Raw genomic sequence first — 16,170 nt, 5'->3', positions numbered from 1 at the left:
CGCGGGGTACGTACGTTCGCATGACCTCCCTCCCGGCCCTTTCCGCCCTCCCCACCGCGACCTACCGCCTCCAGCTCCAGCCGGAGTTCCCGTTCGCCGCCGCCGAGCGGGCCGTGCCCCACCTCGCGGGCCTCGGGGTCTCACACCTCCACCTCTCCCCCGTCCTGGAGGCCGTCCCCGGCTCCACCCACGGGTACGACGTCACCGACCACGGATCCGTACGGGCCGAGCTGGGCGGCGAGGCCGGGCTGCGGGCCCTCGCCGCGACCGCGCGGGCGCACGGTCTCGGACTCGTCGTCGACCTCGTGCCCAACCACATGGCGGCCTCCCCGCGGCACAACCGGCCGCTGCGCGAGGTGCTCCGCGACGGCCCCGACTCGCCGTACGCCCGCTGGTTCGACATCGACCGGGCGGCGGGGGACGGCCGGCTGCTCCTTCCGGTGCTGCCCGCGCGGCTGCCGGAGGTGAAGGACCGGCTGCGGGTCTCCGGCGGGGCGCTGCACCTGGACGGCCAGGAGTTCCCGCTGCGGCCCGGCACGGAGGGGCTGCCGCTCGACGAGCTGCTCGACGCCCAGTGGTACCGGCTCGGCTGGTGGCGCCTCGCCCGCACCGAGCTCAACTACCGCCGGTTCTTCACCATCTCGGAGCTCATCGGGGTACGGGTGGAGGACCCCGAGGTGTTCGCCGCGACCCACGCGAAGATCGTCGAGCTGGTCGGGGACGGAGTCGTGGAAGGGCTGCGCATCGACCACCCCGACGGGCTCGCCGACCCGCAGGGCTACCTGGAGGACCTGGCGGCGGCCACCGGCGGGCGCTGCTGGACGGTGGTCGAGAAGATCCTCACGGGACCGGAGACGCTGCCCACGGCCTGGCCGGTGGCCGGGACCACCGGTTACGACGCCCTGCGCCATCTCGACGGGGTGTTCACCGACCCGCTGGGAGCCGCGGAACTGGCGGACGTGTACCGCGAATTCGTGGGCAAGGCCGGGGACAGGGGTGGTCACTGGGAGGCGACCGAGCGGCGGGCCGCGTACGAGGTGGTGGGGCACGACCTGGCCGCCGAGACCGCTGTCCTCACCCGGCTCGCGGAGCGGATCTGCGCCGCCGACCCGGCGCTGCGGGACCACGCGCCCTGGGCGCTGCGCACCGCGATCCGTGAACTGCTCGTCCGGGTCCCCGTCTACCGCGCGTACCGGACCGGCGGCGAGGAGGTCCTGACCCCGGAGGCGGCGCGCGGTGCGAAGGCCGCGTTCGCGGTGCCGGAGGAGGCCGCGGCCGTCGACGTCGTCCGCGCCCTCGCGCTCGGCACGCTCGGCGAGGGCCCCGACCACCGGGCGTTCCGGGCGCGGTTCGCACAGACCTCCTCGGCCCTGCGGGCCAAGTCGGTGGAGGACACGGCCTTCTACCGGTACACCCCGCTGCTGTCGGCGAACGAGGTGGGCGGGGACGCGGGCAGGCCCGCCGTGTCGGCGGAGGAGTTCCACGCGTACTGCCTCCGGATCGCCCGGGACTGGCCGGGCACCGGCACCGTGCTGTCCACGCACGACACCAAGCGCAGCGCGGACGTCCGGGCGGCGATCGCGGTCCTCGCCCAGTGCCCCCAGGTGTGGGCGGAGCTGCTCGCGGAGGTGGCGGGGGTGCCCGCGCCCGACGCGCACGTGGCCTGGACGGCCTGGCAGACCGCCTTCGGGTTCGGGGTCCCGGACGCGGAGCGGCTCGGTCCCGCGATCCTCAAGTCCGTACGGGAGGCGGGGCTGCGGACCAGCTGGACCGAGCCCGACACGGAGTACGAGCGGGCGGTGGCCGACTTCGCGGCGGCGGGCCCCGGCCGCATCCCGCTCCGGAGCGCCTCGGAGGCGGCCTTCGCCCTGGAGCCGCACATCCGGGCGCACGCGCTCGGCGTGCTCCTGGCGCAGCTGACGATGCCGGGGGTGCCGGAGCTGTACCAGAACACCGAGCGGGAGTACCGGGCCCTGGTCGACCCGGACAACCGGGCCCCGTTCGCGGTCGGGCCGGACGACGACCGTACGGCCCTGGTCCGCGCGGCCCTGCGGCTGCGCCGCGAGCGCCCGGGGGCCTTCGGCGCCACGGGCACGTACACGCCGCTGACGGCCGAGGGTCCGGCCGCCGCGCACTGTCTCGCCTTCGCCCGCTCCGGCGAGGTGGTCACCGCCGTCACCCGGCTCTCGCTGCGGCTCTCGGAGGAGGGCGGCTGGCAGGACACGGAGCTTGTCCTGCCGGACGGGCGCTGGACCGATGTCCTGGACGGGGTGAGGGAGTTCACCGGCGGGCCGGCGACGGAGCTCAAGCTCGCGGAGCTCTTCGCGGACCGGCCGGTGGCACTGCTGGCCCGGCTCGGCGACTGAAGGGTCGGCACCCTCGGCTCGGCGCCCGCGGGCCGGCCGCCGAGGGTCGGCGCCCGCGGCGACCGAGGCTCAGCCGCTGAGGCTCGGCGACCACGGGTCGGCCGCCACGGGCCGGCGACCCCGGCTCGGCCGCCGAGGCAGAGGCCCCGGGGGCACCCCCGGGGCCCGCGACCGGTCAGATGCGGGAGGCTCGCGAGACCTCGCACTTGGTGTACTCGGAGCCGTCGCCGGTTCCGATGTACGGGGTGGTCAGCTCGGCCTTCGCGGACGCGCCCGACGCGACCGCGATGCCGGTCTTGATCGCGGTCGCCGGGAGGACGTTGCCGCCCGCGGCGCCGGTGAACTTCATCGTGATGTTGTAGTCGTAGTCGATCGCGCTGTCGTTCTTCACGGTGATCCGGGCGACGAGGTTCTTGGTGGCCGGGTCGTACGTGCACGCGTCGATGGTCACGTCACGGGCGGCCTTGTCGGTGCTGCCGGTGCCCCCGGGCACGGAGCCGCCGGACGTGCCGCCGGAGGTGCTGTCGTTGTCGCTGCCGTTGCCGCCGCTGCTGCTGGAGCTGGAGCTGCTGCTGTTGTTGTCGCAGCTGCCGCCGCCCGAGCCCCGGGCACCGGTCAGGGCGACGACCGCGATACCGAAGACGGCGATGGCACGGACATGACGCATCTTCATGTTTGAATCCCCGTTGAAAGTGGTACTTATTACGGCTCTTTGACGAGCGCACGTCACCCTAGCAGCGGTGGGGGAGCCGCTCGATCCCTTCCCGAGCCCGGTTCAGCCGGACGGTCGGACGATCAGACTGCGCGGGGCCCGGGTGATGAGCCCGGTGGGGATGGGGCGGAAGCCGTCGGCGAGACGGAGCCGTGGCATCACCGCGAACAACGCCCGCAGGGCGTACTCGGCTTCGAGGCCGGCGAGGACGACCGCCGGGCAGAAGCCGGAGCCGTACGTGAGCTGGCCCGGGTCGTCGCGCAGCGGATCGAAGCGCTCAGGCTCGCGGAAGCGCTCCGGGTCCCGTCCGGCCGAGCCGACGAGCAGGGCGACGGACGCGCCGGCTGGGACGACGCCGCCGCTGACGGGAACCTCCGCGCCGGTACGGCGCATGGCGACCTGCACCGGCGGGTCGCGCCGCAGCGACTCGGTCCAGGCGCGGCCCACGAGCCCGGCGGGGGCGTCACGCAGGGCGGCGACCTGGCCGGGGTCGACCAGGACGTTCGCGAGGAAGGACGCGAGCGCCTTCTCCCGTACCGCGATCTGCGCACCGCACTCCCCGGCGAGCGCCCCGGCGGCCCGGCCCCGCACCAGTCGCATCATGTCGCGGTAGGGGACGCCGACGGCGGCGGCGACGGTTCCGGCGGGCAGCCAGTGGCAGAAGTCGGCGACCAGGTCCGCCTGCGGCCGCTCGGCGACCCGCCGGGCCAGGACGTACGCGGTCCGTTCGGCGACCGACCGCAGTGCCTCCACGTCGACGTCCACATGGGCCCGCGCGCACGGCGGGTCGCCGGGCCGGTGGCCGTGCGTGAAGCGGCCGTCGGTGAGGGCGGTGGCCACGTCCGCGTACCGGGAGAGCACCCAGGCCCGCAGCAGCGGGTCGTACGTGAGCGGGAACTCCTCGCGCAGGGTGCGGTGGATCCCGTGCGGGTCACTCGAGGCCCCGGGGTCCAGGGGGCTCGGTGCGACGGTCCTGGCCCCCGGCCGGTAGGGCCCCGGCGTCGCCGGCGCCATGGAGGGCAACCGCCGCCAGGGGTCACCGACCGAAGCCGCCGTCCGGTCACCGCGTAAGCCGTACTTCGACGCCGCCGTCCGGTCGTCCCGTAGGCCGTGCTGTGGTGCCCCCGTCCGGTCACTGCCTGTGCCCTGCTTCGACGCCGCCGTCCGGTCACTGCCTGTGCCGTGTTTCGGCGACGCCGCCGTCCGGTCGTCGCGTATGCCGTGCTTCGGCTCGTCGCTCATCGCGGGCCCCTGTCGGTCGGCGGTGGGTGCCGCGGCCGGAGATCGTGGCGCGCGTCCCCCCAGCCCATCACCGCCCGCGGCGCCCCGCCCGCCGCGTACGGCCGAACGAGTGAACGATCCCGCGCGAATTCTCAGCCGTGGGACAGCCGGAACGACATCTGTCCAAAGCCGACGACGTCCCCCGCCCGGACCACCACCGCGCCGGTGACCCGCCGCCCGTTGACGGTCGTGCCGTTCGTCGAGCCGAGGTCGCGCAGCACCCACATCCCGCTCTGCAGCGACAGTTCCGCGTGCAGCCGGGACGCGGTCTCGTGGCTGAGCCGGAGGCCGTTGACCGGGTCGCGGCCTATCCGCAGCGGGTGCGGGCCGGGCAGCGGCAGCAGCAGCTTCGGCAGCCGCTCCGCGTGCCAGGCGCGCCCGAGCTTCGCCGTGAACGCGGACATCCGCTCGACCGCGCCCACCACCCGCCGGGTCCAGGTGCCCTCGCTCCTCAGGTCGGCGGTGAGGAGGTCGAGTTCGTCCGGCCGCCGGGCCTGGAGCGCGCGCTCCATCCGGAAGAGGAAGGTGTCGTGCGAGAGGCGGCCCTGAGCGGCGCCCTCACGGAGCAGCACCAGCGCGCGGTCCCGCTCGGCGTCGGTGAGCCGAGGTGAGTTCGCCGGAAGCTCGAAAGGGGTCGTCACATCCGTGATTGTCGGTCCGTCGGGCCCGAAGTGTCCAGAAGGGCCCCCGGTGGGGCCCCGCCCGGACCCTGGGGAACGTGCCGATGGCGGCGGCCTTCGCCCGCGCGGGCTATGTCACCTTCGAGCGTGCGATCAACTACGTGTGGGATGCGCCGGGCGTGGAAGGGTCCTGACTGCCAGGATGGACGCGGTGGGCAGGCGCTGACGCGCGGGCCCACCGTGGTTGGACCGTCGACGAGGGGATTTCCGTGCTCTTCGAGGTGTGGGCGCCGAACGCCCGTGACCGGGTGACGCTGGAGCTGAACGGCTCCGGCCACGACCTGGACCGGGACGCCGAGCGGGACGGCTGGTGGACGGGCGTGGTGCCCGCCGGGGACGGCGACCGGTACGGCTTCGCCGTGGACGGCGGGCCCGTCCTGCCCGACCCGCGCTCCCGCCGGCTGCCGGACGGGCCCGACGGGCTCAGCGCGGTCGTGGACCACTCCGCGTACACCTGGCGGCACGACTCCCCGCGGCTGCGGCTGCGCGGCGCGGTCCTGTACGAGCTGCACGTGGGGACCTTCACCCCGGAGGGGACCCTGGACGCCGCCGCCGCGCGCCTCGGGGAGCTCGCGGGCCTCGGCATCACCCATGTGGAGCTGATGCCGCTGTGCCCGTTCCCCGGGGTGCGGGGCTGGGGGTACGACGGGGTGGCGCCGTGGGCGGTGCACGAGCCGTACGGCGGCCCCGAGGCGCTGAAGCGGTTCGTCGACACGGCCCACGGCCTCGGCATGGGCGTGGTCCTCGACGTGGTGCACAACCACCTGGGGCCCTCGGGAAACCATCTGCCGTCCTTCGGGCCGTACTTCACGGACACCCACCACATCCCGTGGGGCGCCGCGGTGAACCTGGACGCGCCGGGTTCGGACGAGGTCCGGGCGTACTTCCAGGGCAGCGCGCTGGCCTGGCTGCGGGACTACCGGATCGACGGGCTGCGGCTCGACGCCGTGCACGCGCTCGCCGACACCCGGGCGCTGACGTTCCTGGAGGAGCTGTCGGCGGCCGTCGACGAACTGGCGCGGGAGCAGGGCCGTACGCACTTCCTGATCGCCGAGTCCGATCTCGCCGACCCGCGCACGACCGCGCCGCGGGCGCTCGGCGGGACGGGTCTCCACGCCCAGTGGAACGACGACTTCCACCACTCCCTGCACACCGCCCTGACCGGCGAGTCCCAGGGCTACTACGCGGACTTCGCGCGCGCCCCGATGGCGGCGCTCGCCAAGACGCTCACGCACGTCTTCTTCCACGACGGGACGTACTCGGCCTTCCGGGGCCGCCACCACGGGCGTCCGGTGGACCGGGAGCGCACCCCCGCCCACCGCTTCCTCGGCTACGCCCAGACCCACGACCAGATCGGCAACCGCGCCCTGGGCGACCGGCTCTCGGGTTCCCTCTCCCCCGGTCTGCTGGCCTGCGCGGCGACCCTCGTCCTCACCGGACCCTCGGTGCCGATGCTCTTCATGGGCGAGGAGTGGGGGGCGACGACGCCCTGGCAGTACTTCACGGACCACACCGATCCGGAGCTCGCGGAGGCGGTACGGCGGGGCAGGCGCCGGGAGTTCGCGGAGCACGGCTGGGACGAGGACGAGGTGCCCGACCCGCAGGACCCGGCGACCCGGGACCGCTCGGTCCTCGACCGGACGGAGCGCGAGCGGGACCCGCACAAGCGGCTGCTCGCCTGGCACCGGGAGCTCATCGCGCTGCGCCGCACCCTGCCCGACCTGACGGACCCGGACCTGGCGGGGGTGAAGGTGGCCTTCGACGAGCAGGCCCGCTGGCTGGTGTTCCGGCGCGGGGTGCTGCGGGTGGCGGTCAACCTGGGCAAGGAACCGGCGGTGATCCCGCTCGGCTCCAACGGCCGGGACCGGGTCCTGGCGGCCTGGGAGCCGGTGGAGACGCCGGCGGCCGACGGGGCCCTGCGGCTGCCCGGCGAGTCGGCGGTCGTCCTCACGGACGGCTGAGCCCGCCGGGGTGCGGGGTCACTCGACGATCGCCATCTCGTGCGGCGTGTTGTTGAAGCGGAGCCCGCCGCCGTCCTCGGTCGCGGTGACGATGTCCTCGATGCGGACGCCGAAACGGCCCGGGAGATAGACGCCCGGTTCGACGGAGAAGCACATGCCGGGGACGATCGGGAGTTCCTCGCCCTCGATCATGTACGGCGGTTCGTGGGTGGTGACGCCGATGCCGTGGCCGGTGCGGTGGATGAAGTGCGCGCCGTAGCCGGCGTCCGTGATGACCTCGCGGGCCGCCCGGTCGACGTCCTGGCAGGCCGCCCCGGGCCGTACCGCCTCGAAGCCGGCCTGCTGGGCCTCGCGTACGAGGTCGTGGACGCGCCGCTCCTCGTCGGTGGGTTCGCCGACGTGGACGGTACGGGTGGTGTCGGAGCCGTAGCCGTTCTTGAGGCCGCCGAAGTCGAGGACGACCATGTCGCCGTGCTCGATGACCCGGTCACCGGCCTCGTGGTGCGGGTCGGCGCCGTTGGGGCCGGAGCCGACGACGGTGAAGTCGACCTGGGAGTGCCCGAAGCGCAGCAGCAGAGCGGCGAGGTCGGCGGCGACGTCGGTCTCCCTGCGGCCGGCGAACGGGACCGTGAGGATCTCGCCGTACGCCTGGTCGGCGGCGGCCCCGGCGGCCGCGATCCGGGCCAGCTCGTGGGCGTCCTTGACGCCCCGGAGCATCGGCAGGGCCTGGGTGAGGGAGACGTACGAGGTGCCGGGCAGGGCCTTCTGGAGGCCGAGCAGGTGCATGGCCCAGGCGTTGTCGCTGACGCCGAACCGTCCGTCGGCGTCGAGCAGGGGCGCGGTGACGGCGTACGGGTCCTTGCCGTCGGTCCAGTCGCGCAGGGTGAGTGCGGCGGCCCCGGCGGCCTTCTCCGCGTCGGGCGCCTCCAGGGTGGGGACGACGAGGACCGGTTCCCGCCCGGCGGCGAGCACGAGGACGGTGAGCCGCTCGGTGATCGCGGTGGGCCGGTAGCCGGTGAGGTAGACCAGATCGGGGCCGGGGGCGACGACGAGGCCCGCGAGTCCGGCGTCGGCCGCGGACTCGGCGGCGCGGGTCATCCGCGCCCGGTAGTCGGCGGCGGTGAAGGGCACGACCTCGTCGACGGCGTCGGTGCTCGGCATGGGGGCTCCTTCTCGGCGGCGTCGTCCTGCGGGGCGCTTCCGGGTGCGTGCTCGACGTGCTCGGCGTACAGCATCCTGCCCGGGGGCGGGGGCCGCCGCTACCGCTCAGCGGCGGTCGGGGCCCTGGGCGATGAGCCGTTCCAGGAGTTCCTGGAAGTCGTCGCCGACGACGATCCGCAGGTCGCCCTGTTCCTCGTCGTGCTCGCTGAGCTGGGTGAGCGTACCGCCGCGCCACCAGAAGACGTACGGGCTGATGGCGCCGGGCACGTCCTCGTACCCGGAGGCGGCGAAGGAGGCCATCGCGCCGAGGGCGGGGACGATCGAGGTGTCGCGGATGGGGTGGAAGGCGAGCTGGTGCCGGAAGGGCATAGCGACGAGGGCGCCGTGCTCGCCCAGCGGCAGGCCGGTCACGCGCTGGACGACGCCGTCCAGGTCGAGGACGCGGCTCGCGGTGTAGAAGGAGTCGCCGAGGATGATCTCGAAGCACATGCCGTCGGCGTCGCGGACGGTCTCGTGTTCCTCGACGGGCAGGCCACGCAGGTTGCGCAGGGCCCGCTCGCGGAGCTGGGCGTGGTCACCGAGCCGTTCGAGCGCCTCGTCGGTGAGCATCATGACGCTCTCCGGCAGGTCGAGGGCGAGGATCTCGTAGAGGCCGGGGGCGACGGCCCTGGCGTAGCCGAAGGCGGCCGCGTCGATGCCGTCGCCGCTGACGACCCGGGGGTAGAGCTGGGAGCGGATCTGCTCGGGCGGCAGGGTGTCGAGCGCGGAGGGGCCGTCCATGGCGCGGACGACCAGGTTGATGTGCCGTTCGATCGTGCCGGGCCAGACGCGGGGGCCGCGCCGGTCCTGGTGGCAGACGGCGGCCAGGTTGCCGAGGCCGAAGCGGCGCCCCTTGTCGTCGATGACGTGGTCGGCGTAGACGGTGACCTCAAGACCGAGTTCGGCGAAGGTCTCCCTGACCCGGCTGCGGAAGAGCGCGGCCTCGCGCTGGGAGAAGTACGCGAACTCGGGGTCCCTCGGTGCGTCGTCGCCGTCCCGCCTGGGTCCCCGTCGCAGCCACCCCACGCCAGCCCGCCTTCCGTCGCCGTTCCGCCCAGCGTAGCGACTGCGGGTGGCGGCTCCCCAGCCGCCGGGTGAACTCGGCGACCGGCCCGAACGGTTCGTTCGCTCAGGACCCGTCGGGGGCGGTGAGCAGGGCGCGGGCGTAGTGGGCGAGGGAGCGGTTGTAGCGGGGCAGCAGGGGGGCGAGGGCGCCGAGGGCGAGCGCGGCGGCCTCGCGGTCGCGCCCGGTGTCGGCGAGGGCGAGGGCGAGGAAGGCGTCGACGGCTCCGGCGAGCGCGGCCTCGTCAGGGTCAAGTCGGTCGGCGGGAACGTCCCGCTCGGCGGTGAGGAGTTCGACGCTGTGGTCGGGGCGGCCGAGGTTGCGCAGGCTGCTGGCGAGCTGGATGACGGCCCGGCGGCGGCGGAGCCCGGTGAGGCCCTGGTCGAGGGCCCGCCGGTAGAGGCGGACGGCTTCCTCGGGCTGTCCCGTGGAGTCGTGGGCGGCGGCCTGTTCGAAGAGGGCGGCGGCGTCGTCGGCGGGCCGCTCGGCGGCGAGTCCGGCGACGCGGGCGCGGAAGTCGGCGGGCTCGTACGCGTCGGGGTCCTCCCAGAGGGCGGCGACGCGGCGCTCCCACTCCTGATCGTTCGTCATACGGGCAGCCTAGGGGTATCGACCCGCAGCGTTGTCGACGCGGCTGCTGGGGGGTGTCCGGTACGGGATCGGCGGCGGGTCAGCTCATCGTTCTTGCCGAAGCTGACGTGCCGGTCGACGAGCCGGGGCACCCGGAGGCGGTCGTCCAGGTGCAGGTACCAGGCCTCGTCGAGGAGGGGGAGGACTCCGGCCCAGGGGCCCTCGTCGTGCAGGAGGTAGTTGCCCTCCGTGAGCCTCTTTCATCCTGTGCGGGGGGGGCGAAAGGGGCTCACTGGCCCGCCGACTCGGTTACCGAGAAATATCGCGTGTCTGGAATGACGCTCCCCGCCAGCTAAGATCATCGCTGCGGAGCTTGTATGCGGAATCATTAATTCCGCAGGCGTGATCCGGCCATCCAGAAGTCGGCTCGATGCTTATCGGCCAGCTCAAAGCATCAACGCGTCGATCCTCTGTGATACTCGGCCCGCCATTCGCACCCAGAACGCCTGCAAACTGAACACGGAGGGGCCTTGTGCCACCTGGGAATTTGAGATCGATCAACCGTAGAGGCGTCATTCTCTTGACGCTGCTCGCCGTTCTGCTTGCCGGTTCCTCCGCGATCCCGGCAAGAGCGGCGGTACCAGGATTTCTCCTCAACGCTCTCACCATGAACTCCAACGGATGGAACTGGGGGGCCATTTCTCCCCAGACTCAAACCTTTCCCGTGATAGCCGTACAGGAAGCCGGGGGTGACCCTGCGGGGCTGGGCAATCTTCTGGCTGTCGAGAATGGGCATCGAATTCCGCCGCATCGGGACCCCAACCACCCTCAATCGGTGAGGAGCCAGAACGGCGAACATTACCAGGTCAGAAGCTATGAATGGACCGGTGTTCCGGGGAGAGCGGTCAGCTGGCTGCGGACAGATTTCAGCGCGACCAACAAAGTCAATCTCGCCATCGCGACCACCGGAACGGTACTCGATGTGCGCATCGTGCAGGGTGGCCCCATGCGGGGCGGCACCACCGGGCGGCCGGCTTTCGGAGTCCGTATAGGTGACACCATTTACTACACCGTGCATGCGAGCTCGGGCGATTCAGGCTACGACGCCGAGGCCATCCTCCGTAATATCGCTGCTGACGCCGCCGCCGCTTCTCAGGCTGCCAATGTGCAGCTCCAATGGGCGGCCCTCGGCGATTTCAACCGAGACCCGGCGTCGATCATCCCCGTCGCCACACAACTCGGCGCCGCGATCTGGGCGAGCGGGGAGGTCACTCAGCAGGGCCTTAACGAACTCGACTACATGGTGAGCAGCATCCACCCGGCGCAGCCTGGCTACCGCGCCCAACGGACGAATTCAGTGATCCCGTCGGATCACTATTCCGTGGCTTTCTGGGTGCCACCGGCCGGTGGTGCCGATCCCGCGGCAGCGTATCGACTGATGGGGAAGTCAGCGGACGGCAGTGCGCGCTGGACCATCGGTGTCGCTCCCGATCGGGCCCTGGACAATGGCGCACCGATCACCGCGCAGGCCGTGCACCGCAGCTTGGGGCAGACCCTGCGGACGGCCAAGCCGAAGGAGGTCGCGGGAAAGACCTACTCCGAACTCGTCGTCATGTCCTCCGACAAGTGCCTCGACCTGGCGCCTGCCACGCCCACGGCACCGGCGAACGCCCTCGTTCAGAACACGTGCCAGGATTCTCCCGGCAACAACCAGCTCTGGCGATTGGATCCGGCGCTCAACCAGCTCGTCAACCCGGACGGCCTTGCCGTGACCTTGAAGGGCCAGGCCCCGGGATCGGCTCTCACTGCCGGGGCCCCGGCCCCCCAGCCCGACCCTTGGACGATGGTCCCGGTCGACGTGATGTCCTGGAGCTGCCCCGTCGTCTCCGTCCCGGGTGTCGCGGCCGCCACCGTCGCCACCGCGTCCCCCTTCGGGGACCAGACTCCGTTCCCACCACCACATCCCGCCGGGTGCGCACCCGCGCAGGCCGTGGTCTCCATGGGCGACAGCTACATATCCGGTGAGGCCGGCCGGTGGGCCGGCAACGCCGACAGCTACGCCGACGGGTCCGCCTGGGGCACGGACCGGTCTGCGGTGAACTGCGACGCGGGCGAGAACAGCTGCGGGCACGACCTCACGCGCGTGTACGGCGAGACCTCGTACGAGAAGAATCCCGGGCAGGCGTGCGACCGGGCGGACTCCGCTGAGATCCACGGCGTCGAACTGACCGATCTGCCCGACGCGCACCGGTACAACGTCGCTTGCTCCGGAGCGACGACGGCCAGTGTCCTGTCGGAGCCGTTCAAGGGGCAACGCCCGCAGATCGAGGACCTGCGTGACATCGTCTCCACGCACGACGTCTCCGTCGTGGTCCTCTCGATCGGCGGCAACGACCTGCGGTTCGCCGAGATCCTCGCGGACTGCGCCAAGGCCTACCTGTACCCGTCCGTGAACAACCACGGATGCCGAACCTCCCAGGAGGAGCAGTTCGCCGCACAGCTCGGCACGGTCAAGGCGAACGTCGTCCAGAGCCTGAACGCGATCCGCACCACGCTGCGCGCGTCCGGACAGCCCGATGACAGCTACCACATCGTGCTCCAGTCCTACCCGAACCCGCTGCCCAAGAGCACCCAGTACCGGTACCCGGAGGACTCCCTCAACCCGTTCGCGAAGTACGGGCGCTACACGAAGGGCGGTTGCCCGTTCCTCGATCAGGACTCCGACTGGGCACGCGATTCGTTGATCCCCCGGATCACCACGATGCTGGCCGACGCCGCCGGCCAGGCCGGCGCCTCCTTCCTGGACGTTCAGGACGCCTTCGCCGGCCACGAGCTGTGTTCCTCGTCGACGCAGCAGGCCACCTCGGCCAACACCACGGCTGCTCCGCTGGACGCGACCCACGCCGAGTGGGTCCGCTGGATTCCCTACCTCAGTGAACAGGGCAAGGACATCCCCTGGACGGCCCAGGGCCACCAGCAGGAGGCCGTGCACCCGAATTTCTTCGGACAGCAGGCCCTCGCAGCCTGCCTGACCAAGATGCTGGGCGCGCTCGGCACCACCCCGGTCACGTCGCGCTGTGTCGGTAAGGCCGACGCCTCCCCGGACAGCCTGGACGACACGAGCCAGTTGTTGGCCAAGGGCAACCGTCGCGGCCCGATCGGTGACCTGCCGGACTGGAGCAAGGCGGGATACCGCGGCGGGGAGCGACTGCCGGGCCCCTCGGCGCGTTCCCAGGACCCGCGCTGCCGGCTCACGCCCCAGGACCTGAGCGGCCGATACGGCGTGCTGGCCGACGACGGCCAAGACGACACCGCGGGCATCCAGAAGGCCATCGACCACATCCGCACGACGTGCACACCGAACGCCTCGCAGTCCCGGCTCTCCTCGATCGAACTGCCCGGGGGAACCGTCAACGTCACCAAGCAGCTCGCCGTCGACGCTTCCTACCTCGTCATCCGAGGGCAGGGCACGGACCCGACGCACGGCACCCGCATCGTCTTCAGCCCGGACACCGCGACCCGCTATGACACCCTCTACGAGGGAAGCCGCTGGAACCAGGACACGATGCGCTACGAGTGTCCGGGCAAGCTCGGGTCGATCATCGGCACCGGCGGCTGGATCTGGCCTGGCCGAGGCCTGTTCCGGGTGCAGACGCGTGAGGTGTCGGCCAAGCACCAGCGGATGTGCGGGAACATCTCGGAGATCCCGGAGAATCGCCGGGACATTTTCGAGGGCTCGATCAACCAGCATTGGGAGTCGGGCGTGGAGCTCGCCGGCACGGCTGACGACGCCGGCTTCGCCGCCCGCGAGGGATCTCGCACGATCCAACTGAAGTCGGACGCGCAGATGTCCCTGTTCAAGCCAGGCGGCTACCTGTGGGTGGGCGCCGCGAACAGCGTGAACTTCTACGCAAGCCAGCAGATCGACATCGAGGCCGCGCAGGAGAAGTACCTGTCGAACCTGCACATGCGCCAGCAGGTCTTCACCATCTCCTCGGTCGACGCCGACGGTCACACCGTGACCATCGACAAGCCTCTGGAGTTCGACGTGCCGGTCAACTCGATCTCCGACGGCTCACCGCCTGTCCGTGACGGCTACCTCAATCCCTACCCCAGCAAGGTCACCCCGCTCAGGATGATCACGGACGTGGGCTTCGAGGACTTCACCTTCACTCAGCAACTCGACGGGATGCCCAAGCTCGGCGGCGGAACCCACCAGGCCGATCCGAACTGCACGGTCCAGGCACCGACCTGCCCCGTCCACAACTACGGCAACCTCGCCCCTGAGTACTCGATGCACGGCATCGTCTTCAAATGGGCCGCGAACTCCTGGGTCCGAGGGGTCCGAGGCGAAATGACCGGCTCCCATCCCATCGTCACCGAGGTCGCCAAGAACCTCCAGATCGAGAACAACACCTTCGACGGCTCCTGGAACAAGGGCAAGGGCGGCAACGGCTACCTGCGCGGCTCACGCGTCTGGGATTCCCTCTACGCCTTCAACACCACCCGCAACCTGCGCCACTTCACCTTCCAGTGGTCCTCTTCGGGCAACGTCGCCGTCGCGAACGACTTCGACTCCGACCTCAACCTGCACGGCGGATGGGAACGCCGCAACCTCTTCGACAACAACGTCGTCCACGTTCCCTTCGCACACGCCTCCAAGAGCTGCACCGTCAACTGCGGGGGCGAGGGAGGCGTCAGCGACAAGGGAACCTGGTGGCCGATCTACTGGAGCGCCGGCAACAAGGCGGTCAAGTGGTCCGGATCCAGCGGCCCTCAGAACGCCTTCTACAACAACCTGCTGTCCAAGCAGACGGCGGCATCCGGCCCCTACGTCCCCTACCAGCCCTACTCGACCTTCGGGCGGGTCTACCAGTTCGGATCCGACGCGGCCGACCCCACCCGGTTCAGGCACCTCGCCGCCGGCGGCGTCGCCATCAACGACTGGGCCGAGATGGAGAACCGCATCTATACCGGCGGAAACGGTGTGGACAACTCCTACGAAGACGACGGCGACTCAGCGTTCCTGAAGTCCCTCCCGGACCCGGAACAGCTCCCCCGAGGCAGCAACTGACCGCTTGACAGCGCACCAGCAGACCTGGCCGTACCCGCCGCCCGGCGGGTACGGCCAGGCCTGCGTGAAGGTCTTCGGGAGCCGCTGACGTCCGCGGAAGAAGCAGCGGGTCCCGGCGGCGAGTTCCGTCGGTGATCCAGGACCGCCTGCCGCACCCGCAGCCGGCTGAGCACGCGGATCCGGATCGCATCCGGGGGCGACTGCCGCAGGGCGCTCGTAGAACGGAGGGAGCTGGCCCTCCATGGCGCGGAGGGCCACCTCCCGGTCGGTTCACCGACGGTGTCGCTACGGGGCGACCTTCAGCAGCTTGTTCGCGGTGCCGGAGGAGGGGTTCTTGATGGCATCCGCGGTGGCCGCCCCGGTCAGCGCGGCGGCGGTGTCGGCGGGCGTCGCGGGCGGGTTGGCCGCCAGGTATCGCTGTCGTTCCAGGCGGAGGTGATGTCCGAGCCGGGCGCGTACAGGTTGACCACCGCGTCCAGCGCCTCGTCGGCGCCGCCGCCGAGGCTCATGTTCGCGACCGTGGACTTGTTTCGGCTCCATGGCGGGCATTGTCACATCGGGCGCTTCGGTTGACGCGGGTAGATTCATCCGTAATACGTTTGTCCCATGCCGTCCATCGCACTCGTGACTCTCGTCGTCCGTGACTACGACGAGGCCATCGCCTTCTTCACCGACGCCCTCGGATTCGACCTGATCGAGGACACCGACCGGGGTGGCGGCACCCGCTGGGTCGTCGTCCGTCCGCGTGGCGCGGCCGGGGTCGGCGGCCTCGGCAACGCCGGTCTGCTCCTGGCCCGCGCAAAGAACGAGGCCGAGGAGGCCGCCGTCGGCAACCAGACGGGCGGCCGGGTCGGCTTCTTCCTCCACACCGAGGACTTCGCCCGTGACCACGCCCGGATGACGTCGGCGGGGGTGAAGTTCCTCGAGGACCCGCGCCACGAGCCCTACGGCTCGGTGGCCGTCTTCGAGGACCTGTACGGCAACCGCTGGGACCTCCTCCAGCCGGCCGAACTGCCCTAGCCTCGCCGTTTCACCCGGCGTGGGACCGGTTGCCGGCCGGGAACGCGAAAGTGCCTTCTGAACTGGGACGATGAACCTTGTCGAGGGGTTCTGCCGGTCCGAGTGGAAGGCACTTTCCGCGTGCACGCTATCCGGTTCGCGGTGTCCGTTGCCGGGGGCGGCGAGGAGACCGGCCGGACGTGGGCAGGTACAGAGAGGAAGCGTGTGTGGGCACTGGGCCAGGCGCGGTTGTCAGGGCCCGGG

The 16,170-nt window shown here is 71.6% G+C and carries 10 protein-coding genes and 3 pseudogenes; 5 read left to right on the top strand and 8 right to left on the bottom strand.

Translation table 11 applies throughout. The annotated features are described in order from the left end of the window. The first annotated feature begins 20 nt into the window (after window positions 1-20). Complete coding sequence (gene treY / locus ABZ567_RS16470; protein ID WP_360789695.1) at window positions 21-2,366, top strand: malto-oligosyltrehalose synthase; 2,346 nt, start codon at window positions 21-23, stop codon at window positions 2,364-2,366. Between the two features lie 175 nt (window positions 2,367-2,541). Here treY and ABZ567_RS16465 read toward each other — a convergent pair whose 3' ends face one another. The 3 genes from ABZ567_RS16465 to ABZ567_RS16455 form a co-directional block, all read right to left on the bottom strand. After that, window positions 2,542-3,039 carry a hypothetical protein gene (locus ABZ567_RS16465; protein ID WP_360789692.1) on the bottom strand — a complete coding sequence of 166 codons (498 nt, stop codon included), beginning with the start codon at window positions 3,037-3,039 and terminating at the stop codon, window positions 2,542-2,544. Window positions 3,040-3,141: 102 nt separating this feature from the next. Further along, on the bottom strand, window positions 3,142-4,320 hold the full coding sequence (locus ABZ567_RS16460; RefSeq protein ID WP_360789689.1) for a cytochrome P450: 1,179 nt from the start codon (window positions 4,318-4,320) through the stop codon (window positions 3,142-3,144). Between the two features lie 131 nt (window positions 4,321-4,451). Beyond that, a complete protein-coding gene (locus ABZ567_RS16455) occupies window positions 4,452-5,000 on the bottom strand; it encodes a DUF1707 and FHA domain-containing protein (protein ID WP_360789686.1) in 549 nt (182 codons plus the stop codon). A 68-nt stretch (window positions 5,001-5,068) separates the two neighbouring features. Here ABZ567_RS16455 and ABZ567_RS16450 point away from each other — a divergent pair. Continuing rightward, window positions 5,069-5,173: pseudogene (locus ABZ567_RS16450) on the top strand (GNAT family N-acetyltransferase); the annotation flags it as partial. 75 nt (window positions 5,174-5,248) lie between these two features. Beyond that, the gene (gene treZ, locus ABZ567_RS16445; RefSeq protein WP_360789683.1) at window positions 5,249-7,000 is read left to right on the top strand and encodes a malto-oligosyltrehalose trehalohydrolase; all 1,752 of its coding nucleotides are present in this window, start codon (window positions 5,249-5,251) and stop codon (window positions 6,998-7,000) included. A gap of 18 nt (window positions 7,001-7,018) precedes the next feature. On the opposite strand, the gene ABZ567_RS16440 is transcribed toward treZ, so the two are convergent. From ABZ567_RS16440 to ABZ567_RS16425, 4 genes and pseudogenes are all read right to left on the bottom strand, one after another. Continuing rightward, the gene (locus ABZ567_RS16440) at window positions 7,019-8,161 is read right to left on the bottom strand and encodes an aminopeptidase P family protein (protein WP_360789680.1); all 1,143 of its coding nucleotides are present in this window, start codon (window positions 8,159-8,161) and stop codon (window positions 7,019-7,021) included. Between the two features lie 105 nt (window positions 8,162-8,266). Beyond that, on the bottom strand, window positions 8,267-9,226 hold the full coding sequence (locus ABZ567_RS16435; RefSeq protein WP_360789677.1) for a hypothetical protein: 960 nt from the start codon (window positions 9,224-9,226) through the stop codon (window positions 8,267-8,269). 103 nt (window positions 9,227-9,329) lie between these two features. Beyond that, window positions 9,330-9,854 (bottom strand): tetratricopeptide repeat protein, encoded by a 525-nt coding sequence (locus tag ABZ567_RS16430; protein ID WP_360789675.1) that lies wholly within the window; start codon window positions 9,852-9,854, stop codon window positions 9,330-9,332. Window positions 9,855-9,946: 92 nt separating this feature from the next. Beyond that, a pseudogene (locus tag ABZ567_RS16425) lies at window positions 9,947-10,087 on the bottom strand (nucleoside/nucleotide kinase family protein); the annotation flags it as partial. A gap of 326 nt (window positions 10,088-10,413) precedes the next feature. Between ABZ567_RS16425 and ABZ567_RS16420 the strand changes: the two are divergent. Continuing rightward, complete coding sequence (locus ABZ567_RS16420) at window positions 10,414-14,907, top strand: hypothetical protein (RefSeq protein ID WP_360789672.1); 4,494 nt, start codon at window positions 10,414-10,416, stop codon at window positions 14,905-14,907. 285 nt (window positions 14,908-15,192) lie between these two features. On the opposite strand, the pseudogene ABZ567_RS16415 reads toward ABZ567_RS16420, so the two are convergent. Next, window positions 15,193-15,428, bottom strand: a pseudogene (locus tag ABZ567_RS16415) (hypothetical protein); the annotation flags it as partial. 85 nt (window positions 15,429-15,513) lie between these two features. On the opposite strand from ABZ567_RS16415, the gene ABZ567_RS16410 reads away from it, so the two are divergent. Beyond that, on the top strand, window positions 15,514-15,927 hold the full coding sequence (locus tag ABZ567_RS16410) for a VOC family protein (protein WP_360789670.1): 414 nt from the start codon (window positions 15,514-15,516) through the stop codon (window positions 15,925-15,927). Window positions 15,928-16,170: the final 243 nt, after the last annotated feature.

Source organism: Streptomyces sp. NPDC016459 (assembly GCF_040632845.1).
GTDB lineage: Bacteria > Actinomycetota > Actinomycetes > Streptomycetales > Streptomycetaceae > Streptomyces.
This window is presented reverse-complemented; position numbering and strand designations above follow the sequence as displayed.

Bases quoted from the DNA above. Each gene is read 5' to 3' on its own strand.
- ABZ567_RS16410 (WP_360789670.1), top strand. From the start codon at position 15,514: ATGCCGTCCATCGCACTCGTGACTCTCGTCGTCCGTGACTACGACGAG.
- ABZ567_RS16440 (WP_360789680.1), bottom strand. From the start codon at position 8,161: ATGCCGAGCACCGACGCCGTCGACGAGGTCGTGCCCTTCACCGCCGCC.
- ABZ567_RS16460 (WP_360789689.1), bottom strand. From the start codon at position 4,320: ATGAGCGACGAGCCGAAGCACGGCATACGCGACGACCGGACGGCGGCG.
- ABZ567_RS16465 (WP_360789692.1), bottom strand. From the start codon at position 3,039: ATGAAGATGCGTCATGTCCGTGCCATCGCCGTCTTCGGTATCGCGGTC.
- treY (WP_360789695.1), top strand. From the start codon at position 21: ATGACCTCCCTCCCGGCCCTTTCCGCCCTCCCCACCGCGACCTACCGC.
- ABZ567_RS16430 (WP_360789675.1), bottom strand. From the start codon at position 9,854: ATGACGAACGATCAGGAGTGGGAGCGCCGCGTCGCCGCCCTCTGGGAG.